This is a genomic window from Micromonospora sp. NPDC005979 (assembly GCF_040614415.1).
Classification (GTDB): Bacteria; Actinomycetota; Actinomycetes; order Mycobacteriales; family Micromonosporaceae; genus Micromonospora.
The window spans coordinates 13,401-34,821 of sequence record NZ_JBEXUR010000013.1 but is presented as its reverse complement, the minus strand read 5'-3'; the positions used below and the strand labels follow the sequence as shown (position 1 = coordinate 34,821).

At 72.7% G+C, this 21,421-nt stretch carries 23 protein-coding genes; 8 read left to right on the top strand and 15 right to left on the bottom strand.

Annotated features, from left to right (window positions below):
* Window positions 1-126: 126 nt before the first annotated feature.
* Genes ABZ272_RS21590 through ABZ272_RS21580 form a run of 3 tightly spaced genes read left to right on the top strand, consistent with a single transcriptional unit; the run spans window position 127 to window position 3,346 of the window.
* The gene (locus tag ABZ272_RS21590; RefSeq protein WP_355051738.1) at window positions 127-1,242 is read left to right on the top strand and encodes an ATP-dependent DNA ligase; all 1,116 of its coding nucleotides are present in this window, start codon (window positions 127-129) and stop codon (window positions 1,240-1,242) included.
* Between the two features lie 58 nt (window positions 1,243-1,300).
* The gene (locus tag ABZ272_RS21585; protein WP_355051882.1) at window positions 1,301-2,872 is read left to right on the top strand and encodes an alpha/beta hydrolase; all 1,572 of its coding nucleotides are present in this window, start codon (window positions 1,301-1,303) and stop codon (window positions 2,870-2,872) included.
* Between the two features lie 21 nt (window positions 2,873-2,893).
* The gene (locus ABZ272_RS21580; protein ID WP_355051737.1) at window positions 2,894-3,346 is read left to right on the top strand and encodes a GNAT family N-acetyltransferase; all 453 of its coding nucleotides are present in this window, start codon (window positions 2,894-2,896) and stop codon (window positions 3,344-3,346) included.
* 92 nt (window positions 3,347-3,438) lie between these two features.
* Here the strand turns inward: ABZ272_RS21580 and ABZ272_RS21575 are convergent, their stop codons facing one another.
* From ABZ272_RS21575 to ABZ272_RS21525, 11 genes are all read right to left on the bottom strand, one after another.
* A complete protein-coding gene (locus tag ABZ272_RS21575) occupies window positions 3,439-4,164 on the bottom strand; it encodes an ABC transporter ATP-binding protein (protein ID WP_355051881.1) in 726 nt (241 codons plus the stop codon).
* 11 nt (window positions 4,165-4,175) lie between these two features.
* A complete protein-coding gene (locus tag ABZ272_RS21570; protein ID WP_355051736.1) occupies window positions 4,176-5,171 on the bottom strand; it encodes an ABC transporter ATP-binding protein in 996 nt (331 codons plus the stop codon).
* Window position 5,172: 1 nt separating this feature from the next.
* On the bottom strand, window positions 5,173-7,869 hold the full coding sequence (locus tag ABZ272_RS21565) for an FtsX-like permease family protein (protein ID WP_355051735.1): 2,697 nt from the start codon (window positions 7,867-7,869) through the stop codon (window positions 5,173-5,175).
* Window positions 7,866-11,051 (bottom strand): ABC transporter permease, encoded by a 3,186-nt coding sequence (locus tag ABZ272_RS21560; RefSeq protein ID WP_355051734.1) that lies wholly within the window; start codon window positions 11,049-11,051, stop codon window positions 7,866-7,868. The genes ABZ272_RS21565 and ABZ272_RS21560 overlap by 4 nt, the downstream gene beginning before the upstream one ends.
* Before the next feature lie 108 nt (window positions 11,052-11,159).
* Window positions 11,160-11,315: a hypothetical protein gene (locus tag ABZ272_RS21555; protein ID WP_355051733.1), complete on the bottom strand. Its 156-nt coding sequence runs from the start codon at window positions 11,313-11,315 to the stop codon at window positions 11,160-11,162.
* A complete protein-coding gene (locus ABZ272_RS21550; protein WP_355051732.1) occupies window positions 11,312-11,527 on the bottom strand; it encodes a helix-turn-helix transcriptional regulator in 216 nt (71 codons plus the stop codon). The genes ABZ272_RS21555 and ABZ272_RS21550 overlap by 4 nt, the downstream gene beginning before the upstream one ends.
* On the bottom strand, window positions 11,527-11,985 hold the full coding sequence (locus ABZ272_RS21545) for a DUF2975 domain-containing protein (protein ID WP_355051731.1): 459 nt from the start codon (window positions 11,983-11,985) through the stop codon (window positions 11,527-11,529). The genes ABZ272_RS21550 and ABZ272_RS21545 overlap by 1 nt, the downstream gene beginning before the upstream one ends.
* Window positions 11,986-12,078: 93 nt before the next feature.
* Window positions 12,079-12,816, bottom strand: a complete 738-nt coding sequence (locus ABZ272_RS21540; RefSeq protein WP_355051730.1) for a VOC family protein — start codon at window positions 12,814-12,816, stop codon at window positions 12,079-12,081.
* 60 nt (window positions 12,817-12,876) lie between these two features.
* Window positions 12,877-14,103, bottom strand: coding sequence for a hypothetical protein (locus ABZ272_RS21535; protein WP_355051729.1), 1,227 nt, complete (start codon window positions 14,101-14,103; stop codon window positions 12,877-12,879).
* A gap of 87 nt (window positions 14,104-14,190) precedes the next feature.
* Window positions 14,191-15,441: a DUF222 domain-containing protein gene (locus ABZ272_RS21530; protein WP_355051728.1), complete on the bottom strand. Its 1,251-nt coding sequence runs from the start codon at window positions 15,439-15,441 to the stop codon at window positions 14,191-14,193.
* 63 nt (window positions 15,442-15,504) lie between these two features.
* Entirely contained in the window at window positions 15,505-15,693 is a 189-nt protein-coding gene (locus ABZ272_RS21525) for a hypothetical protein (protein WP_355051727.1), read from the bottom strand.
* Between the two features lie 67 nt (window positions 15,694-15,760).
* Here ABZ272_RS21525 and ABZ272_RS21520 point away from each other — a divergent pair, with 67 nt between their 5' ends.
* Window positions 15,761-16,069 carry a hypothetical protein gene (locus tag ABZ272_RS21520; protein WP_355051726.1) on the top strand — a complete coding sequence of 103 codons (309 nt, stop codon included), beginning with the start codon at window positions 15,761-15,763 and terminating at the stop codon, window positions 16,067-16,069.
* Here ABZ272_RS21520 and ligD read toward each other — a convergent pair.
* Window positions 16,066-17,088: a non-homologous end-joining DNA ligase gene (ligD, locus tag ABZ272_RS21515; RefSeq protein ID WP_355051725.1), complete on the bottom strand. Its 1,023-nt coding sequence runs from the start codon at window positions 17,086-17,088 to the stop codon at window positions 16,066-16,068. The two genes, ABZ272_RS21520 and ligD, sit on opposite strands and share 4 nt — an antisense overlap.
* A gap of 47 nt (window positions 17,089-17,135) precedes the next feature.
* Here ligD and msrB point away from each other — a divergent pair, with 47 nt between their 5' ends.
* The gene (gene msrB / locus ABZ272_RS21510; RefSeq protein ID WP_355051724.1) at window positions 17,136-17,540 is read left to right on the top strand and encodes a peptide-methionine (R)-S-oxide reductase MsrB; all 405 of its coding nucleotides are present in this window, start codon (window positions 17,136-17,138) and stop codon (window positions 17,538-17,540) included.
* On the opposite strand, the gene ABZ272_RS21505 is transcribed toward msrB, so the two are convergent.
* The 3 genes from ABZ272_RS21505 to ABZ272_RS21495 all read right to left on the bottom strand — a co-directional run bounded on the left by ABZ272_RS21505 (window position 17,506) and on the right by ABZ272_RS21495 (window position 19,307).
* Complete coding sequence (locus ABZ272_RS21505; RefSeq protein ID WP_355051723.1) at window positions 17,506-18,111, bottom strand: DUF305 domain-containing protein; 606 nt, start codon at window positions 18,109-18,111, stop codon at window positions 17,506-17,508. The genes msrB and ABZ272_RS21505 overlap by 35 nt on opposite strands.
* Before the next feature lie 61 nt (window positions 18,112-18,172).
* A complete protein-coding gene (locus ABZ272_RS21500; RefSeq protein WP_355051722.1) occupies window positions 18,173-18,922 on the bottom strand; it encodes a lytic polysaccharide monooxygenase in 750 nt (249 codons plus the stop codon).
* A gap of 109 nt (window positions 18,923-19,031) precedes the next feature.
* Window positions 19,032-19,307 (bottom strand): glycoside hydrolase, encoded by a 276-nt coding sequence (locus ABZ272_RS21495; protein ID WP_355051721.1) that lies wholly within the window; start codon window positions 19,305-19,307, stop codon window positions 19,032-19,034.
* A gap of 155 nt (window positions 19,308-19,462) precedes the next feature.
* On the opposite strand from ABZ272_RS21495, the gene ABZ272_RS21490 reads away from it, so the two are divergent.
* From ABZ272_RS21490 to ABZ272_RS21480, 3 genes are all read left to right on the top strand, one after another.
* On the top strand, window positions 19,463-19,723 hold the full coding sequence (locus ABZ272_RS21490) for a Prokaryotic metallothionein (protein ID WP_355051720.1): 261 nt from the start codon (window positions 19,463-19,465) through the stop codon (window positions 19,721-19,723).
* 224 nt (window positions 19,724-19,947) lie between these two features.
* Window positions 19,948-20,877, top strand: coding sequence for a DMT family transporter (locus tag ABZ272_RS21485; RefSeq protein WP_355051719.1), 930 nt, complete (start codon window positions 19,948-19,950; stop codon window positions 20,875-20,877).
* A gap of 24 nt (window positions 20,878-20,901) precedes the next feature.
* A complete protein-coding gene (locus ABZ272_RS21480) occupies window positions 20,902-21,369 on the top strand; it encodes a GNAT family N-acetyltransferase (RefSeq protein WP_355051718.1) in 468 nt (155 codons plus the stop codon).
* Window positions 21,370-21,421: the final 52 nt, after the last annotated feature.

Here is a 21,421-nt window from a genome sequence, read left to right as displayed (position 1 = left end):
CTAGCTCTGACCTGCGGTTATCTGATTCGCCCGTGGGGGACGAGGGGCACGCGGGCGGACACGCCACCGCCGCACCAGCGGTGATCTGCCTCACGGCTGTCGGTGCCGTCTGATTGACTGGTCGCCGTGGACCTGCCGATCAACCCTCCGGTCGAGCCGATGCTGGCCAAGAGCGTCGCCAAGCTGCCCACCACGCCCGGTGTGACGTACGAGCCCAAGTGGGACGGGTTCCGGTGCATCGTGTTCCGCGACGGCGACGAGGTCGAGCTGGCCAGCCGGGGCGGCAAGTCGATGACCCGGTACTTCCCCGAGGTGGTCGAGCAGGCCCGTCGGCAACTGCCCGAGCAGTGCGCGGTCGACGGTGAGCTGATCGTGATCCGGCGGGACGGGCCGTCCGGTCAGCCGAGGCTGGACTTCGAGCTGCTGGCCCAGCGCATCCACCCGGCGGCGTCGCGGGTCAAGCTGCTGGCCGAGACCACGCCCGCCGACTTCGTCGCCTTCGACCTGCTGGCCGTCGGTGACGAGGCGTTGCTCGACCAGCCGTACCCGCGCCGCCGGGAGCGGCTGGTCCAGGCCCTGGCCGAGGTACGCCCGCCGGTGCACGTCACCCAGGTCACCACCGACCCGGAGACCGCCCGCCGCTGGTTCGACGTCTTCGAGGGCGCGGGGCTGGACGGGCTGATCGTCAAGCCGGCCGACCTGACGTACGAGCCGGGCAAGCGGTTGATGTTCAAGGTCAAGCACGCCCGCACCGCCGACGCGGTGGTGGCCGGCTTCCGCTGGCACAAGTCCGGCCCCGTGGTCGGCTCGCTGCTGCTCGGCCTCTACGACGACGAGGGCGTCCTGCACCACGTCGGGGTGAGCGCGTCGTTCAGCATGGCCCGCCGGGCCGAGTTGCTCGACGAGCTGGCCCCCTACCGGGACACCGGCGGCGAGCACCCGTGGGTGCACGGCGACCACGAACGCGGTCAGCGCATCCCGGGCGGGGTGAGCCGGTGGACCGGCACCAAGAACCTGGAGTGGGAGCCGCTGCGCCCGGAGCTGGTCGTCGAGGTGGGCTACGACGCGATGGAGGGCGAACGCTTTCGGCACACCGCCCAGTTCGTCCGGTGGCGACCCGACCGCGATCCCCGCTCCTGCCGCTACGACCAGCTCGACCGTCCGATCCGCTTCGACGTGGACCAGGTGCTGCGCGGCGATCCGGCGGTCACCCTGGATCGGGCCGCCACCGGTCCGGCGTAGCCTGGCCGTCGACCCGACACCGGAGGATCACGTGAGCCGCACCGCCGACCACCCTCGGATGGCACCCGGTCGCCGGGTCCGTCACCGCTTCGTCGCCTTCGCCGTGGCGGCCCTGCTCACCGCGGGCTGCACGCTACCGGCGTTCGCGCCGCGCACCGAGGTGCAGGGGGAGGCGGCGCCGGCCGGCTCGTCGGCCACCTGGCGGCCGTGCCCGGAGGTGGCCGAGGATCTGGTGGGGCGGGGCGCACCGGACATGCGCTACGAGTGCGCGCGGATCGCCGTTCCCCGGGACTGGGGCACCGGCAGCGGGGCCACCGCCGGGCCCGGCGCCGGGCAGACCTTCGAGATCGCTCTGCTGCGGGCCCGGTCCACCCGGCAGCGCGACCGCATCGGCTCACTGGTGGTCAACCCCGGCGGACCGGGCGGCTCCGGTGTGGACACCGCCGTCTACCTCTCGTTCGGCACCCAGTTCGGTGGGCTGCCCACCTCGATCACCGAGCGCTTCGACATCGTCGGCTTCGACCCGCGCGGCGTTTCCCGTTCCAGTCCGGTCAAGTGCATCTCCGACGCCGACCTGGACGCGAGCTTCGGCTACGACCCCGACCCACAGAGCCAGGCCTCGTTCGACGGCTTCGCCGGGTTGAGCCAGCGGATCGGGCGTGGTTGCGGGGACCGGTACGGCGACCAGTTGCCCCTGTACGGCAGTGAGCAGGCCGCCCGGGACATGGATGCGGTCCGCGCCGCCGTCGGCGACGACAAGTTGACCTACCTGGGTTACTCCTACGGCACGCTGCTCGGCGCCATCTACGCCCAGCTCTACCCGCAGCGGGTACGCGCGTTGGTGCTCGACGGCGCTGTCGACCCGCAGCAGCGGTTGGTGGCCGGCTCGGAGAGCCAGGCCCGCGGGTTCGAGCGCGCGTTCGACAACTTTGCCCGTTGGTGCGCCGCCAACGCCCCGCGCTGCCCGATCGCTCCCGACGCCCGCGCCGCCGTGACCTCGGCCATCGACAAGGCCAAGGTCTCCCCCGTCCGGGGCGACGACGGGCGGGAGGCCACCGCGGGCTGGGTCTTCTACGCGGTCATCTCGTCCCTCTACACGGAGTCCGGCTGGCAGGAGCTGGCACGGGCCATCGACCGGCTGGCCGAGGGCGACCCGAAGGACGTGTTCCGGCTCGCCGACTCGTACGCCGGGCGGGAGAGCGACGGGCACTACTCGAACCTGTTCGACGCCAACCTCGCCATCAACTGCGCCGACGAGACCGAGAAGCCGAGCCGGGAGCAGATCCGCCAGTTGCAGTCGCAGTGGCGCGCGAAGTACCCGCTGTTCGGCCCGGCGCTCGCGGTCGGCATGCTGAGCTGCGTCGAGTGGCCGGGCGGCCGGGACCCGTACCCGACCGGGCGGGCCAACGGCGCGCCACCGATCGTGGTGGTCGGCACGACCGGCGACCCCGCGACGCCGTACGAGCAGACCGGCCGACTCGCCTCGATGCTGGGCGTGGGCCGGGTGCTCACCTGGGAGGGCGAGGGGCACACCGCGTACCCGCAGACCTCCTGCATCACCCAGGCCGTCGACGCGTACCTGCTCGACCTGACCGTTCCCCGCGAGGGCCTGCGCTGCCCGGCCAAGTGACGTTGTGCCAGGCTGACCAGCATGAGCGACATGATCTTCCGGGAGGCTGTCCGCGCGGACCTGCCCACCGTCATCGCCCTGCTCGCCGACGACGTCCTGGGGAAGGCTCGTGACTTCACTCAGGTCGACGAGGCGTACGAACGGGCGTTCGCCGACATCAGCGCCGACCCGCGCAACTTCCTGATCGTCGCCGAGCAGGACGGTGAACTGGTCGGGTGCCTACAGATCACCTACATCCCGGGGCTGGGCCGGCACGGCGCCGAGCGCTCCCTCATCGAGTCGGTCCGGGTGCGCTCCGACCGGCGCGGGCAAGGGCTCGGCCGGCAGATGATGGCCTGGGTCATCGACCAGGCCCGGCAGCGGGGCTGCGCCCTGGTCCAGCTCACCACCGACAAGTCCCGTGCCGACGCGCACCGCTTCTATCTGGGCCTCGGCTTCAGGGCCAGCCACGAAGGCATGAAGCTCCCGCTCTGACCGCCCGAGACGTCAGGCCGCCCGCCTACGCCGGCCCGCCGGTAGCGCCGCACGGCGGTAGCGCCGGCAGGGGCGGCGTAGGCGGGCGCCGGTCAGCCGTCGACCAGCCGGCCGTCGCGCAGGACGAGGACCCGGTCCGCGAGGTCGATCAGGGCCGGGTCGTGCGTGGCGACCAGGGCCGTCATGCCTCGCGCGTGTACCACCGCGCGGAGCAGGTCCATGATGGACCGTCCGGTCTCCGAGTCGAGCTGACCGGTGGGTTCGTCGGCGATGAGCAGGTCCGGTTCGTTGGCGAGCGCACGGGCGAGGGCGACCCGCTGCTGCTGGCCGCCGGAGAGCTCGTACGGGCGCTGGGCCGCGTGCCCACCCAGGCCCACCAGCTCGAGCAGCACCGCGACGCGCTCCTCGCGCTCGGTCGCCGGCACCTGCGCCAGCCGCAACGGCACGCCCACGTTCTCGGCGGCGGAGAGGATCGGCACCAGCCCGAAGGTCTGGAAGACGAACCCGACCGTGCCCCGGCGCAGCCGCAGCAACTCGGCCTCCCCGGCCGAGGTCACCTCGTGCCCGGCCACCACCACCTGGCCGCTGTCCGGCCGGTCGAGACCGCCGATGAGGTTCAGCAACGTGGTCTTGCCGGCACCGGAGCGACCCCGGATGGCGATCAGCTCACCGCGGTTGGCGGTGAACGAGACGTCCCGCACCGCGTGCACGGCGTGCTCGCCACGGCCGAAGGTGCGGCTCACCCCGCTGACGCGGACCACCTCGGCGGGCGGCACACCCGGCCCGCCAGAAGTCGAGGCCGCTCCCGCGACCGCCATGTCCTGATAGTTCACGCCCGTGCCTCCCGCTCCTGAAAGACCCGGTCACCGGGCCGTACCTGCACATGGTCGGGCTCCAGATCGAGCCGGACCCGCTCCTTCAGCGACAGCGCGTCGACGAACGCGGCCGGCAGTTGCATCCGGCCGTTGCGGTCCAGCACCGCGTACTCCTCGCTGACCAGTTCGGTGTTGCCGTCCGCGCCGACGCGCGCGGTCCGGCGTACCTCGGAAGCGGTTCGACCGTCGCGGATCGCGACGGTCCGGCGGACCTGCGTGGCGACGGCGTGGTCGTGGGTGACGACGACGATGGTCACGCCCAGCTCGGCGTTGATCGTGCGCAGCGCCCCGAAGACCTCCGCGCCGGTGGCCTCGTCCAGCTCACCGGTCGGCTCGTCGGCGAAGAGCACCTCGGGATCGTTGGCCACGGCCACCGCGACCGCCACCCGCTGCTGCTCGCCGCCGCTGAGCTGACCGGGCCGCCGCTGCGCGCCGTAGCCCACGCCGACCAGGTCGAGCAGTTCCCGGGCTCGTTCCCGGCGGCCCCGCGCCGAACGCTTGCCCGCCAACTGCATCGGCAGTTCGACGTTCTCCTGCGCGGTGAGGTACGGCAGCAGGTTACGGCCGGTCTGCTGCCAGACGAACCCGACCAACTGCCGTCGGTAGCTCAACCGACGCTTCGCGGAGAGCGAGAGCAGGTCGTAGTCGGCCACCCGGGCGATGCCGGCGGTCGGCGTGTCGAGGCCGGAGAGGATGTTGAGCAGGGTCGACTTGCCGGAGCCGGACGCGCCGACGATCGCCACCAGCTCACCCCGGTCGATGACCAGGTCGAGCCCCTGGAGGGCGACCACCTCCACCCCCTCGGTCTTGAAGATGCGCACCAGGCCGTCGCAGACGATGTGGCCACGCAGGCGGTCCTGCCCGCCGGCCCGCTCGGCGGCGCGTTGCGCGGCCCGCTGCTGCAGGGAAGCCAGATCGGGCACCAGGGAATTCTGGGCGGTAACGGTCATCTCAGCTCTCCTCTCCGAGCCGGAGCACCTCGCCGAGGCGCAACCGGCGGTTGTTCAGGGCCTCGACGGCGACCGCGAAGCCAAGGGCGATCGCGCCGAGCGCGACCACCGCGACGACCAGACCGGGTTCGAACGCCACCCGGACCGGCACTCCGCCGGTGAACGCGGACAGGCCGAGCACCGGATTGAGCACCAGGGGGAGCACCGCGCCGACCAGCGCTCCGGTCAGCACCGACACCCCGACCAGCGGGGTCAGCTCGACCAGCAGCAGCCCCCGCCACTGCCGGCGGGACAGCCCGAGAGTGCGCAGCCGGGACAGCACCTGCCCCCGGGCCCGTGCCCCGGCCAGTACGGTGAACGCGATGGCCAGCAGGCCGAGGACCGTCCCGCCGGCGGCGCCACCAACGAACCCGAAGGCCAGGACGCCGTTCGCGCCACCGTCGGCGAGCTGGTGTCGTACGCCCGCCCGGGTGTCGACGGTGACTCCCAGTGGCCGTGCCCGACCGGTGACCGCCCCCTGCTGCTGGAAGCGCAACTGACCCTCGTCACCGGCCTGCCGCAGCGCCTCCGCGTCGAGCCGGTCGCCGGCGACGAGCAGGCTGGTCGGCGCCGGTTGGGTGGCCCGCTGCGGCAGCGCCTGCCAGGGCAGGATCACGAACCGGCTGGTGCTCGCCGGCAGCAGGGGGAAACGGTCCTGCGCGCCGGCCACCCGGAACTCGTACCGCTGGCCCTGCACCGAGACGAACGCCGAGTCCCGCAGACCCGTCCGCGCCAGGTCGGCGGCGACGGCCGGTGACACGATCGCGGGCAGCGCGCCCGCCTCGGCGTGGGCGGTGCGCAACGGCTCCGGCACCCGCACGTCCACCCCGGACTCGCCGGTCACCGTGGCCAGACCGGGACCGTCGACGAGCAGCACGGTGGTCTGGCCGATCCGCGCGTCGGTGCCGACCTCGTCGGCCGCCAGCCGCTGGTCCGGCTCGATGAGCACCGGTGTGGCGGCCTGGACGCCGGGCAGACCGTTCAGCGCGTCGACCGTGTCCGGGGCGAAGCGTTCCCCCCGGATCAGCGCGTCGGCGGGAACGACCTGTTCGGCGGCCCGGCCCCGGCTCGCGTCGACGCCGCCGGCGACGACCGCGCAGAAGGCCGCCGTGCCGATCGCCAGGACCACGACGACCAGCGGCGCGGCGACCGCCGACCGGCCGGCCCGTGCGGTGCCGAGGAAGGTCACGCTGCCGCGGGTCCGCGCGGCGAGCCGACTGACAAGCAACAACGGCCACGGGTACGCGCGCAGCGCGAGCACCGCCGCGGCGACCGCGAGCAGCACCGGCACCGACACGAGCAGCGGGTCGACCTCGCCGAGGGTGAGCCCGCGCCGGCGCAGCAGCACGGCGGCGAGCCCGGCCAGCACCAGCAGGAAGACCTCGACGGTCAGCCGGCGAGTCGACGGACGCATCCGGACCAGGTCTCGGCGGGCCGCGCCGACGCCCTGCACCGTCAGCGTCGCCAACGGCAGGGCCAGGGTGACCAGCAGGGTCACCACGGCGGCGTACGGCGCGGTCGGGTCGGGCGTACCGGGGAAGAGGGTGCCCAACCACCAGCCGACCGCCGCCGCGACCGGCACCACCAGCAGTGACTCGGCGAGGCTGCGGCGCGCGCCGGCGGTGGCCGCGCCGCCACGGGCCCGGATGAGCGCGAACTCCGAGCGGCGTCGGCGGGTGGACAGGGTCGCCGCGAGCAGGATCAGCCCGGCCAGGGTGGCCAGGACGCCCGCACCGACCACCGCGAGCAGGGTCCGGGCGGAGTTCACCTGGTCGGCGAACGCGCGCAGCGGGATGTCGACCGCCTGGGTCAACGTGAGACCGGGCGGAACGTGTCGCTGCAACTGTTGCAGGCCCTCGATCATCTGGTCGAGCTGGCGCGCGTCGATCCGGTCCACGCCGAGCCGGTAACGCCACTGCGTACGCACCGGCCAGCCCGCCGCGGCCCCCTTGTCGAGGACCACCGGGGCGACCACGCCGACGCCGATGAAGGGCTGGCCGTCGCCCTCCGGTTCGACGACCTGGAGGACCTGCGGCAAACCGCCCCAGGCGCCGCTCGCGCGATCGACCGGCCGGAACAGCCCGGCCACCACCATGGGTGTCGGTTTGCCGTCGTCGCCGGGCTGATCCAGGTCGAGCCGGCTACCGACGCGCAGGTTGAGCTTGCGCGCCACGTCCGCGTCGAGAGCCAGCTCGATGGGGCGGCCGGCGACGAAGGTCTCGTTCGGCCAGGCGCCCTCGACGAGGGCGCTCTCCTGCTGGATGCCGGGCATGGCGCGCAGACCGAGGTGGACCAGCAGGTTGCGGGCCTTGAGGTCGGGACCGACCACCCGGTGCGGCGTGGTGTCCACGCTGAACCAGCGCTCGGTGACGGTGGACCGTACCTGCGCTGGCATCTCGTCGACCAGGCTGTCGAACTGCTTGCGGGCTCCGGGCATGACCGGCGCCGCGGCGGTGTCGACCTCCCCGGTGGCGAAGTTGAGATCCCGGCGGTCAGCCGACTCGCTGTTGAGCTGCGCCCGCAGGCCCTCTCCGGCGAGCCGGTTGACCAGTCGGGGCACCCCGCTGACCAGCAGCGTGACCACCAGGGTCAGCACCGCCAGAAGCAGGAACTGCCCGCCGTACGCCCGGACCCGGCGGGCGGCCGCGCCGACGCTCATCGTTCTCCCCCGATTCGCAGCTGCACCGCCGCCACCCGCTGACGGATGCCGGTGGCGATGAACGCGCTGAAGGCGAGCGCCGCCAGCAGCAGGCCGACCGCGGTCAGGCCGATGGGCACCCACGGCAGCGCGAACGCCGCCGGGGGCACCGGCCGGCCGGCGGCCGGAGTGAGGATGACCAGCGGAGCCATGGTGGCCCCGACCACGGCGCCGAGCAGCAGCCCGACGCCGACGCCGATGCCGGCCAGGAAGGTCTGTTCGGCCAGCAGCGCCCGGGCCAGCAGCCGGGGCGTCGCGCCGAGGGTGGTCAGCACCGCGAACTCGCTCAGCCGACGCCGTGCGGTGGCCCACACGTCGACCATGAGGCCGACCAGGGCGAGCAGTACCGCGCCGAGCGCGGCGGCGAGCATCCCGGTGCGTGAGCCCCGCCAGTACGGGTCGTCGGCGGCGGCCGCGATCTCGGCACGCCGGTCGAGGACGGTGACGCCGGTCAGTTCACCGGCGGCGCGGGTAGCGGCCGCCGGGTCGTCGGCGCCGATCCACCACTCGGGTGTGTTCCGGACGGTTCCACCACCGCGGACGAGCGCCTCGACCGCTGCGGGCAGGTCGAGCAGTACGCCCTCACCCGAGGTGGTCGGCACGGAGCTCAGCTCACCGATCAGCCGGGCCGGCACGGACGCGCCGGCAAGGGGCAGGGTGAAAGTGTCGCCGCTGTGCAGGCTCATCGCGTCGCGCACAGCGGGCGTCATGAGGACCGGAACGGGCGCGATCTGCCCGGCGGGCACGATGGCGAACCGGGTGGGCGGATGGAATGCGTACTGTCCATCGGGAATCGAGTCCACCGGATAGTCGGCGACGACGCCCCGCGCGCTGGACCGGGCCGGGATGGGCGGGTTACCGCCGGCGGTGGTGTTCCAGGCCCCGGTCAGCTCGGCGGGCCGCTTGGCGCCGTCCGCGCCGACCAACGTCAACCCGTCCACCTGGAGCCGGTACGAGTTCCCGGCGTCCGCTCCGCCGTCGGCCTCGAAGCCGGCCAGTCGCAGTCGCGCGCCTCCCACGTCGGGTAGCCGCACGGTGAACGGCGCCGCCCGTCCGTCGCTGGCGGCGTCGACGGCCGGCAGCCGGAAGGCCGCCCCGTCGCTGCTGGTGACCAGCAGCGACACGCCGATCTTCAGCGGTCCGATGGCCTGGCTCACGGGGGTGCGAGCCGTACCGGTGATCGCTCGGATCCCGGCGGGCAGTTCGAGGCCGCCGGGAGCGCCCCGGGCCGCGATCATCCGCTGGTACTGCGTCGACGCCGGATCCGCGCTCAGCCGGTCGGCGAGCCGGACGACGCCCCCCGCGCCGGCCGCGTCGAAGCCGATCACGGTGACGGGCAGGTCCCCGCGACCGACCCGCGTCTCGTCGCGCCACACCGGCAACGCCCGGCGCACGCCCGGCAGCGCGGCGAGCTCCCCGGCCCGGGTCACCGGAGCGGCGCCGCCGCGCTCGGTCACCCGCAGGTCCGCGCCGACCGTGTGGCCGGCCTGCTCGACCTGGGACCGTTCCCCGGTGCTGACCAGGGACCAGGCGAGCGTACTGCCGCCGACGGCGAGGGCGAGCAGCAGCACCGGCCCGGCGTGGGGACGCCGGCCGGCCTGCCACATGCCGAGCATGGTGGCGGTCCACGGTCGCCGGTCGACGAACCGTTCGGCGAACCGGGTGAGCGGCGGGAGCACCCGCAGTGCCAGCACCGCCCCGGCCAGCACACCCAGGGTCGGGGCGGCGACCAGCAGCGGGTCCAGTCCGAGTCGGCCGTTCGAGCCGGCGAGCGGCGAGGCGTACCGGCGGAGCTGCACCCAGGCGAGCACGGCGAGTGCCACGAGCACCAGGTCGACGCTCGCGCGCTGGATGCTCGCCGACCGGTTCGGGCGGGATCGGGCGGCCATGTCGGCCACGTACGTGCCGGAGCCCCGCAGCGTCGGCGCGACCATGGCGACCAGGCAGCCGGCCGCCGTCGCGGCGGCCGCGGCCCAGATCAGGGTCGTGTTACCGCCGGCGGTGGACAGTTCCGCCGCGCCGCCGGGCCGGACGAACCGCAGCGCCTCTCCGGCGATCACCGGCCCGAGCAGGGCGGCCGGCGCCACCACCAGGGTCGCCTCCCGGGCGGCCAGGCCGGCCAGTTGGCGACGGGCGGCACCACGGGCGCGCAGCAGCGCGGTCTGCGGACGACGGTCCTCGTGCAGGAGCGCGGCGACCAGCACCAGCGCGTAGCCGCCGAGCACCAGGATGAGCAGCAGCGGGGTGGCCAACGCCGAGCGGCCCACCAGGTCGGCCCGGGCGATCCGGTCCAGCAGTTGGTCGATCTTCGTCGTGACCTGCCCCGAGCTGCCCAGTTCGGCGGCCTCGGGCACCGCGACCGCGGCCGCGCTCACGGCGGCCCGTACGGCGGGCAGGTCGGCGGCGTCGACACCGCCGAGGTCGGGTTCGGCCAGCCAGGACGCCGTCACCGAGCCCGGAAAGAGGGTGGTGAAGTCGGCCGGGTCCAGCGCGAACGGCCCGTACGAGGTACCGGAGCCGACGCTGCCCGTACCCACACCGGGGGCCAGCAGCCAGTACGCCTCGGTCGGGTCGCGGGGCCGCCAGGTGCCGGCGAGCACCACCTCGCTGGCTTTCTCGGTGGCGCGGTCCCGCAGCGGAACCCGCGCGCCGACGGTCAGGCCGAGTGTCGTGGCGACCCGCTCCGGCAGGCTCACCTGGGCCGGCTTCGCTCCGGCGCGGGGCCAGGCTCCGCTGGTCAGTTCGGCGTGCGCGGTCAGGCCCTCGAGGGTGGCCAGGTTGGCGAAGATGGGATCGGCGCCCTTGCGCGGCACCAAGCCGAGATCGCCGGTCAGTTCCCGGCCGGTGCCGTACCGCGCGGCGGAGACGGCGACCGGCACCCCGGCGAGCCCGTCGGCGAACTGTGCCCGCGCCGCCCCGTCCCGCTTGGCGAACTCGGCGGCGTCGCGGCCACCGGACCCACTGACCAACAGGCCGCGTTCCTCGACCGGCGACGCCGCGACCAACGCGCGTTGTCCGGCGTCCACCGCGCGTCGGTTGTAGTCCGACAGGCCGGTGACCAACGCTACGGCGACCAAGGCGGCGAGCACCGCGGCAAACAGCAGTCCCCGCGCCTCGCGGGCCCGCCTCCACACCAGCTTCATCCGACGCCTCCCCTGGCCCTGGTGGGCCGACGACCTTCAAGACAGGTCACCTACGGGGAAAGGTTCGCGCCCGTTACATGATCGTTATTACGAGGACGGTCGGCGCGGTCACGCGCCGCGTCGGGCCGCCCGTACGGCGAAGGCGATCGCGCCCACGACGAGCAGCGCGCCGATGAGCTGGAGGCCCGGCGAATCGTCGGCCCCTCCGTACACGACGACGGCGACGCCGAGGGCGACGGCCGCGATGGCGACGACGTACCTCATGCGGTCTCCTCCTCGACCCACTCGAGGAGGTCGCCGGGCTGGCATTCGAGCACCCGGCACATCGCTTCGAGGGTGCTGAAGCGGACGGCCTTGGCGCGGCCGTTCTTGAGCACCGCCACGTTCGCCGGGGTGAGCCCGACGCGCTCGGCGAACTCGCCGACGCTCATCTTGCGCTTGGCCAACTCGACGTCGATCCGGACGACGATGGGCATCAGATCACCGCTTCCATGTCGGTCCGTAGCGTGGTGGCCTGCCGCAGCAGGGCGCGCATGACCACCATGAGGAGGCCCAGCACGGTGACGCCCACCGTCAGCAGGAACAGCAGGAGCGGCAGTCCGGGGTCGTCGGCGTTGAACCCGACGTAGAGGAAGACGCCCACCAGCACCAGCCACGCGGCGGCGATGGCCCAGACGATGGCGTCCACCCACTTCAGCGACGCCTCGGTGAAGATGCGGTCGTTCTTGACGAGGCTGAGCAACTGCCACGTCGCGACGATCACCACCTGGACGCAGAGCACCCAGAAGACCGTCACGATCGTCGCCGGCCACCGGAGGTACGCGTCCTGTGGCGACTCCTGCGCCATGTGCGCGAACTGCCCCGGCAGCGAGAGGGTCTGGAAGAGGACCAGGACCCCGAACAGCACCAGGAGGAACACTCGGAGAGCGGACACCGCTCGACGTTCAACAAGCATGTATCGAGTTTCGCTCGCTACCTATCGAAAGTCAATCGGTACGGCGATTGACACGTGGCGGTGCCGCGCGGATCACATCGGGGTGAGGAGACAGAACTCGTTGCCCTCCGGATCGGCGAAGACCTTCCACGGGATCGTGCTGTCGCCCAGGTCGATCGGGGTCGCGCCGAGAGCCCGCAGTCGCGCCGCCTCGGCCTCCATGTCGTCCCCCGGGTACGGGCGCACGTCGAGGTGGACACGGTTCCACCCCGTCTTCACGTCGGGCGTCCGCAGGAACTGCAGGTACGGACCCACGCCCCGGGACGAGCGCAGGACCGCGCTGTCGTCGGTCACCTTGTGCACGGTCCAGTCCGTCGCCTCGCCCCAGAAACGCGCCATGGCTCTCGGGTCCGCGCAGTCGACCACCACGGAGGCGATCGGGCCGGTGTCCTGGTTCGAGTCGTGCCAGTCCAGCACGCAGAACTCGTTGCCCTCCGGGTCGGCCAGGACGATCCACGACACGTCCCCCTGACCCACGTCGACGGGCGTCGCGCCGAGCTCCGTCAGGCGCGCGACGACCTCGGCCTGGTGCGCCGCCGAGGTCGTCGCCAGGTCCACGTGTACGCGGTTCTTTCCCGTCTTGGGCTCGTCGGAGACGACGATGTCGATAAAGACGGCGACGGGATCGGGGTAGACGACGCCCTTCGGTTCGAGGTTGGTCACACCGGGCCCCTCGCTGGACATCTCCCAGCCGAGCACCTCGGCCCAGAACTCGCCGAGCGCCACCTCGTCCCGGGCCTTCATGTTGATCTGCACAAGCCGCGTCGCCATGGCGGCGATGCTATCGATGACCGCGCGCCCTGTGCGGCCCTGTTCAGGTCGACCGCCGGGTCACGCGCCGGAGGCCCGACCCGGGTCGTTCATCTGGCGACGGAACGCGAGGTACGCGGTCAGGTTCGCCAGCAGCATCACCACTCCGATCGCCGAGGCCAGGAGCCCGACGTCGAGGCTCGGCAGCGCCACGAAGGTCAGTGCGGCGAGCACGATGGCGAAGATGTTCAGGAAGGTGAAGGCCAGCACCAGTTCGTTGAGCAGGCGGGACCGTCGGTCCTGGAGGCGGCCGACCAGTTGCTGGTGCAGCGTCCGGACGAAGTCGAGCCGCTCGTCCAGCGTGGTGAGGACGAGCCGGAACTTCCACTGCTGCTCCAGCGCGTTCCACACGGTGCCGCCGGCCGCGTCGAGATGCGCCTCGACCGACGAATAGCCGAGCCGGAACAGGCGGATGCGGTGGTAACCACTGAGAATGCGCTTGGCCTGGTCTTCCAGAGCGCTCATGGACAGGCCGCCACGCCCGGGGTCGATCTGGGACAGCTCCGCCGAGAGCACCGCGTCGTAGCGCAGGGCCGCAGCCCAGCAGACGTGATGCACCCCGGTCAACCGCGCCAACAGCAGGGCCGGACGCGACCCGAAGTCACTGACCACGGCCGTGGTGTGCGAGCCGACCCGCAGAACGCCGTCGGAGATGCCGTCGGGCGTGCAGTCCACACCGTCCGGGGTGAACCGCTCGGCGATGGCCCGTCGGCGCGCCGGAGCGCAGTCCGGATCGACCCGGACGGCGAAGGTGGTGTTGGCCCAGAGGACGAACACCTCGTCCGTACCGGCCGGCGTCGGCAGGACGGCACGCAGGAGCCGCGTCACCGCGGGCACCATCCGCTGCACCGGCGGGGCGACCTCGGCAACCACGTCGCCGGCGCCGCCGACGATGCCGTCCGGCAGTTGGTACGTGACGCACAGCAGGCCACAGTCGACGTTCCAGCGGCTGATCCGGGCCGACACCACCTGCCACGCGCCGGATTCGGTGGTGGGCGACAGCGCGGGATCGATGTCCTGCCCGGCGGCCCGCAGGATCTCCGCGCCACCGCTGATCTCCGTCGTGGGCCGGGGCATGCTGCCGAGCAGTTCGTCGAGGAGCCGTTGACCGTAGGGCTGCAACGCCAGGTCGTCGAGGCCGTCGGTGACGCTCCACCCCGCGGGCACCTCATCGTCGGCCCCGGCCGGCGCGGAGAGCTGACACGGAAAGTAGGCGAGCACCCGTACCGACCTGACGTCCTTGAGCATCAGCCACCTCTCCCCCACCAGACCTCGCAGGGTATCGACAATGTCAACTGGCTCAGCCGGCCCGGATTCATCCGGTAGCCGACCGTCCTACGTCCGGCGGTGGAATTCGTTGCGGCGTGGGATTTGGTCGGGGTCGAGCCAGGCCGGCGGCACGAACTCCGGGTGACCGTCGCGGCCGAGCCGCACTACCCAGTCGGTCTGGTGGACGTGCCGGTGGTGGTGGCCGCAGAGCAGGACGGCGTTGTCGAGGCTGGTCGCGCCGCCGTCGGCCCAGTGGCGGATGTGGTGGGCGGCGCACCAGCGCGGCGGCCGGTCGCAGCCCGGGAAGGCGCAGCCCCGGTCGCGCAGCACCAGTGCCCGCCGCAGCGGCCCGGTGACAAGGCGGCGTTGCCGGCCGACGTCGAGGACCTGACCGGTGCCGCCGAGCACGGCCGGCAGGACGGCGGCGTCGCAGGCGACCCGGCGCACGGTGTCGGGGGTGAGGCGCAGGCCGACATCGAGGGCACCCGCGCTCAACTGCCGGGTCAGCCCGTCGAAGCTGGTGGTGACGACGAGCTGCGCGGGGTCACCGCCGGCCTCGGGCAGCTCGCCGGTGCGCAGCGCGAGCCGGCACACGTCCGCGAGGGCATCGTGGCGGCGCTGGCCGGCGCAGCGGGTGTCGTCGGGGCCGGAGGGCGCGCCCAGCGGGTCGATGGCGGCGCGGAGCAACGCGGCGGCCTCGGCGTCGAGGATGCCGCTGAGCCGGAGCCGCCCGTCGGTCTGCGCGGAGACGGTGACGTGCCGGTCGCGGGCCGCGCGGGCGGCCTCGGCTTCCAGGGCCGCCGCGTCGGCGGCGTCGGCGAGGTCGGGGGCGACGTGGTCGAGAATCCGGGTGCCCAATCGCCGCAGCAGCGTCGGGTCGAACCGCCCCGCCCACTCGACGAGCACGCCGACCGCCTTGTCGGCCACCTCACCGCCAGCCACGGCTGAGACCGTGGCAACCGTGTCGGCGATGACCCGGGCCTGCTCCACGCTGACCGTGCCGTCCGCCAACGCCTCGCGCACAGCGGGTGGCGCGACGTCGACCGCGGCCGCGAGGCCGACCAGCCGGCGCGCGGCACCGATGTCGAGTCGCAGCCGCCCACGCAGCCACACCGCCGTCGAGGACGCGCCCTGCGCGACAGCCGTGCCCCGACCGTCCAGCTCGCGCACCAGCGCCAACTGGGTCGCCGCCAGGCGCTGCGCCAGCCGGTGGCTGGCATCGAGCGCCGCGATCAGGTCGTGGTCGGCGAGGGCCCAGACGGCGGTGTCGGCGCACGCCGCCACCGCCTGGTCCGCCCGCGCCAACTCATCGATCACAGACAAATTCTAGAACAGGTGTACGACAAGAATCGGCCGCGTCGGGGCGCTGAACCGAGGCGATCAATCCTCGGCCAACTCCGGGCGATGCTCTCGAATCCAGGCCATCACGTCCGACTTGCGCCAGACCTTGCCCTGCACCAGATCAGCCACTGGCTCAGGGAAGTTTCGGTGGCTGGTGATCACGTAGACGCGCTGCTTGCTGATGCCGCCAAGCATCGCGCGAATCTCCGCAGCGCCCACCAAATCCATATGGCGGACGGTAGACAGTTGACCTGACTCCTTGACCCGGGTCAACTTACCGGTCACCGTAAGGGGCATGTCTACGTCGAACGGTTCGCCAACCCACCCCCACCAGCGGAGGGTGATCCGCCCGCACACTCCGATGCGCCCGCTATGGCTCTGTCGCGTCTGTGCGGCCGCCTGGCCGTGCCCGCCGGCCCGGTTGCTGCTGACCATGCAGTACCGGCGGGATCGGGTGGGGTTGTCGGTCTACCTGGCGAGCCAGTTGTTCGAGGCGACGGCAGACCTGCTCAAGCTGAACCCGGACGCGCTACCCGACCCTCGGGAGCTGTTCGACAGATTCGTGGCGTGGACGGCCCGGCCGCCCTCCGGAGAACGGAGCTAGGGAGTGCGCTTGGCGCGGCTGGGCTGGACGCGCTTGGGTTCGCCGGGCATCTTCGGGTGGTCCGGCGGGTACGGCAGGTCGCCCTGGCCGGCGGCGGCGTCGCGGTCGGCCCACTCCAGCAGGGGCGTGATGTCCCACGGGGCGTCGTCGATGCCGGCGTGCGGGTCGCCGCGCTCGGCGAGCCGGGCCGGCACGGTCCGCAGGTCGAAGTCGTCCGGGTCGACGTCGGGCAGCTCGTCCCAGGTGACCGGGGTGGAGACGGTGGCCCGGGCGTTGGCGCGCAGCGAGTACGCGCAGGCGATCGTCCGGTCGCGGGCCATCTGGTTGTAGTCGACGAAGACCCGGCTGCCGCGCTCCTCCTTCCACCAGGCGGTGGTCACCAGGTCGGGGTTGCGGCGTTCGACCTCACGGGCCAGGGCGATGGTGGCACGACGGACCTCGGTGAACGTCCAGCGGGGTTGGATGCGCAGGTAGACGTGCACACCGCGCCCGCCGGAGGTCTTCGGCCAGCCGATCGCGCCCAGCTCGTCGAGGACGGCGCGCACCTCGGCGGCGGCCCGGCCCGCGTCGGCGAAGTCGGTGCCGGGCTGCGGGTCGAGGTCGATGCGCAGTTCGTCGGGGCGGTCGGTGTCGGCGGCGCGCACCGGCCAGGGGTGGAACACGATCGTGCCCATCTGCGCCGCCCAGGCCACGTGCGCCAGGTCGGCCGGGCACAGCTCGGCCGCGCCGCGACCGCTCGGAAAGGTGATGTCGGCGGTGGTGATCCAGGGCGGCACGCCCCGGGTGGGCACCCGCTTCTGGAAGAAGGCCTCACCCTCGACGCCCTCGGGGAAGCGTTGCAGCGTGGTGGGCCGGTCCCGCAGGGCGCGCATGATCCCGTCGCCGACGGCGAGGTAGTAGTGGAAGACGTCCGCCTTGGTGAAGCCCCGCCGGGGGAAGATCACCCGGTCGGGGCTGCTGAGTCGTACGGTGTGCCCGGCCACCTCGACCTCGGCGACCGCTGCCTTGGTGCCACCCATCCCGCGACCTTATGCCACGCCCCCGACGTTCGACGTACCGTTGACGGGTGAGTCTTGACGACAACAACCTGCCCAAGACCGAGGACGAGTGGCGCGTCCGCCTGACCCCGGAGGAGTTCCACGTCCTGCGGGAGCACGGAACGGAACGTCCGTGGACCGGCGAGTACGTGGACACCAAGACGTCGGGCGTCTACCACTGCCGGGCCTGCGGTCTGGAACTCTTCTCCAGTGACACGAAGTTCGACTCGCACTGCGGGTGGCCGAGCTTCGACGACGCCATCCCGGGCCGGGTCAAGGAGATCGAGGATCGCAGCCTCGGCATGGCCCGTACGGAGATCCGCTGCGCCCGCTGCGACAGTCACCTCGGGCACGTCTTCCACGGCGAGGGTTTCACGCCGAAGGACACCCGCCACTGCGTCAACTCGATCTCGGTGCGCCTGGAACCCCGCTGACCTGATCGTCGTACCCACTGAGCAGCTCGACCTCGGCGGACCGGGACTGTTCGATCCGCCGGGCCAGGTCGCGGACCCGCTCGTCGCGGCCGACGCCGACCTGGGCCCGGGCCAGGTCGGCGGCGGCCCGCTGGTGGTCGGCGAGGACCTCGCGCAGCACCCGGTCGACGTCGGCGTCCGACGCGGCCCGCAGCCGGTCGAGCGCCGCGTCGTCGCCGTGTCCAGCGTGGTCGTGCCCGGCGGCGGCGCTGACGCCCGGTCCGCTCGTCGGCAGCCATCCGCGCATGGTCGACAGCTCGTCGGCCTCGGTGACCTCGATGGCGGCGGCAAGTGTCTTCAGCGCGTCGTCGCGGAGCCGGTCCCGGGCGAGCCGGACGATCTGGAGGGTGCGCTCGCTGTGCCCGGCCATCGTGCTCAGGAACACCACGTCGATGCCGCTCAGCTCGGCGGCGGCCGGCGCGGAGTCGGCCACCACCGGGGACGCGGGGGCCGGCGGGCGCGGGGACGGCCCGGCGCAGCCGGCGAGCAGCGACGCGGCGACCAACCACGCCAGGTGGGTTGCGCGGGGCATGCCGGGGCTCCGATCGGGTGGGGGTGGCGACGCGGGTGCGGCCGGAGCCGCACCCGCGCGGTCAGACCTGTTGCCAGAGCGCCGGTACGTTCGGCGGCTCCCAGCCGGCGATCGCGGTGTGCGCCTGCCGGCAGCGATACGTCCGGCCGCCGTAGGTGACCTGGTCGCCGACCTGGTACGCCCGGCCGGCCGTCCAACTGCCGCCCGTCGGGGGCGGGGTCGTCGGCGCGGCGGTGGGGCTGGTCGTGGGCCGCGGCGTGGGTGAGGTGGTCGGCGTCGGGGTGGGTGTCGACCCGCCGCCGCCGCCGATCTGCACGTCGATGCAGGAGTAGAAGGCGTTCGCGGTGTCGGAGATGTTCCACACGGCGAGGATCTTCTGCCGGCCGGAGAAACCGCCCAGGTTGACGGTGTGCGAGACCGTCGCGCCGGGCTGTTGCCCGTTGCCGTTGACCACGCCGACGCGGGTGTTGCCGATCCAGTACTCCCAGTTGCTGGTGGCGTGTCGCGCCGTGTTGACCCAGGTGAAGGTCAGCGAGCTACCGACCGACGTGGCCGGCCAGCCCCGGCTGTCGTCGTTGAGGACGGCGAACTGGGTGATGCCGGCGTTGCAGCTCTTGAGGCCCTTGGGCCCTTCGACGCTCTGCGGCTCGTACTTGATCTGCCCGCAGTCGGGCACCTTGCCCTGTGCGCAGAGCGCCTGCCGGCTGGGCGGGGCGGAGACGTAGCCGTGCGCCTGGGCGGGCGCGGCGACGGTGAGGGTGGCGGCGACAGCGCCCGCCGCCACCAGCGGGACGGTGATTCTTCGGCGCATGGGGGCAGCTCCTTCTGCAGGTGCGGTGAGGTGCCCCCAAGGTAATTTAAACTTTATTAACAGTAAAGAGTGTCATCGATAAATACATCGATGGTGACGAGTTGGCCTCTCACAGTCGCAGCAGGCTGCCGTTGTCGTCGACGTCATCGGCGGTCTCGTCGTCGAGCCAGACGCCACCGGAGGCGAGGTAGCGGAAGCGGTACTCCCCCGGGCCGAGCTTCACGGTCACCGTGCGGGTGCCGTCGCGCCGGGCCACCAACTCGTGCCGGCCGGGTTCCCAGTCGTTGAACGAGCCCACGACGCTCACCGGACCGGGTGGCGCGTCCCGCGGGAGGCAGAAGGTCACCCGGGTCTGGCTGCCGAAGAGCTTGTTGCGTTTGATCATGGCGATCCTCCGGGGGTCACGGCGGTTCACCTGGCCTAACGCGCGACACGCCGACGCCGACACGCCGCTCAGCCCGGCCGACTGACGGTAATTCATCCGCCACTACCCCGCCTTGAGGCACCCTGGGGTTACATGTCCTGATATGGGGGGTTTCTGTGGCAACCTGCGAGGTCTGCGGCAACGACTACTGGATGGCGTTCGAGGTGCACACCGTCAGCGGTGACGTGCACACCTTCGACTCCTTCGAGTGCGCGATCCACCGCATGGCGCCCATCTGCGAACACTGCCAGGTCAAGATCGTGGGACACGGCGTCGAGGTCAACGGCCGGTTCTTCTGCTGCGGCCACTGTGCCCGCGCAGTCGAGGGCGCCGAGGGCGCCGAGATCCGCGACGCCGTCGGCGCACGCCCGGCCTGACCGGGTCGGCCTGACCGGGTCGGCCCGGCCGTGGGCCAACCGGACCGCCAAGCTGGGGTACGGTCGTCGCCATGCGGCCATTCCTGGGCGTCCTGCCCCCGCCGCGCTCCTGAGCGGAGCGCCGCGCCTCTCGCCGACCGGGTGACCTGACCCCGCTCGGCCACTCTGTCGTACGCGCTCCGTCGACGTCCACCCGTCAACGGCTCACCCTTCGGAGCGCTCCCGTGTCCACCACCCGTACCCTGTTGCCGGCCGCCTCGGCCGCCCGCAGCGGCCTGATCCAGATCACCGTCACCGGCGTGCTGTGGGGCACCACCGGCGTGGCGGTGCAACTCCTGCGCGAGGGCACCGGGCTCAGCCCGGTGAGCATCGGCTTCCACCGCCTCGCCATCGCCGCGCTCGTGCTGCTGGCGTGCGCCGCCGGCCGGCTCCGCGCGATCGCGGCCACCCTGCGCGCCGCACCCGTACCGCTGCTGCTCACCGGCATCGGCCTCGGCCTCTACCAGGCGCTCTACTTCGCCGCCGTGGCCTGGGCCGGGGTCAGCGTGGCCACCATCGTCAGCCTGGGCCTGGCCCCGGTGCTCGCCGCGGCCTGGGAGTCGGTGCACGCCCGTCGGCTCCCCGGGCCGCTGCGACTCGGCACGCTCGTCGCGGCGGTGGCCGGCCTCGTCCTGATCACCGCCGCCACCGAGCAGCCCGGCGCGGCGGCGCCCGCCCCGCTGCTCGGCCTGCTCGCGGCGGTCGGCTCCGGCCTCGGATACGCGGTGACCACCCTGATCAGCCGCCAGGTGTCGCAGCACACCGCGCCGATGACACTCACCACCATCTCCACCGTGGTCGGTGCGCTCACCCTGGCACCGTCGGCCCTCGTCGCCGGGATCAGCGTGCCGGTACGCCTCGACACCGTGGCACTGCTGCTGCACCTCGGCGTGGTCACCACGGCGGTCGCGTACGCGCTGTTCTACGCCGGGCTGCGCACCACGCCGGGCAGCGTCGCGGCCGTGCTGACCCTGCTCGAACCGCTCACCGCCGCGGCCCTGGCGGTGGCGCTGCTGCACGAACCGCTCCCCCGGCCCGTGATCGTCGGCGGTGTTCTGCTGCTCACCGCCGTGGCCGCCACCTACGTCGCGCCTGAGCGGGCGAACACCGGGTGAACCAGCCCGACCTAGGATCGGTGGATGCCCCAGCAGACCACCGAGATCCGAACCGCCCTCTTCGCCGACCTGGACGCCCGCACCCTTCACGACCTGCTCAAGCTGCGCATCGACGTGTTCGTGGTGGAGCAGAACTGCCCGTACCCGGAACTCGACGGGCGGGACGTCGAGCCGGGCACCCGACACGTCTGGCTGACCGACGGCGACGCTCTGACGGCGTACCTGCGGATCCTGGCCGACCCGGACGGCGTCGCCCGGATCGGCCGGGTGGTGGTGGCCCCGGCGGCCCGTGGTGGCGGGCACGCCGGCCGGCTGATGGCGGCGGCGCTCGACCTGGTCGGCGACCGGCCATGCGTGCTGGAGGCCCAGTCGCACCTGGTCGCGTTCTACGCCCGGCACGGCTTCACGGTCAGCGGCCCGGAGTACGTCGAGGACGGTATCCCGCACACCCCGATGCGCCGAGGCGCGCAACCGGCGGCCATTGACGTCTGACGATCAACCTGGCATCGTGCCGGATAGAGCCATCGCGGGAGCCAGCGAGTGG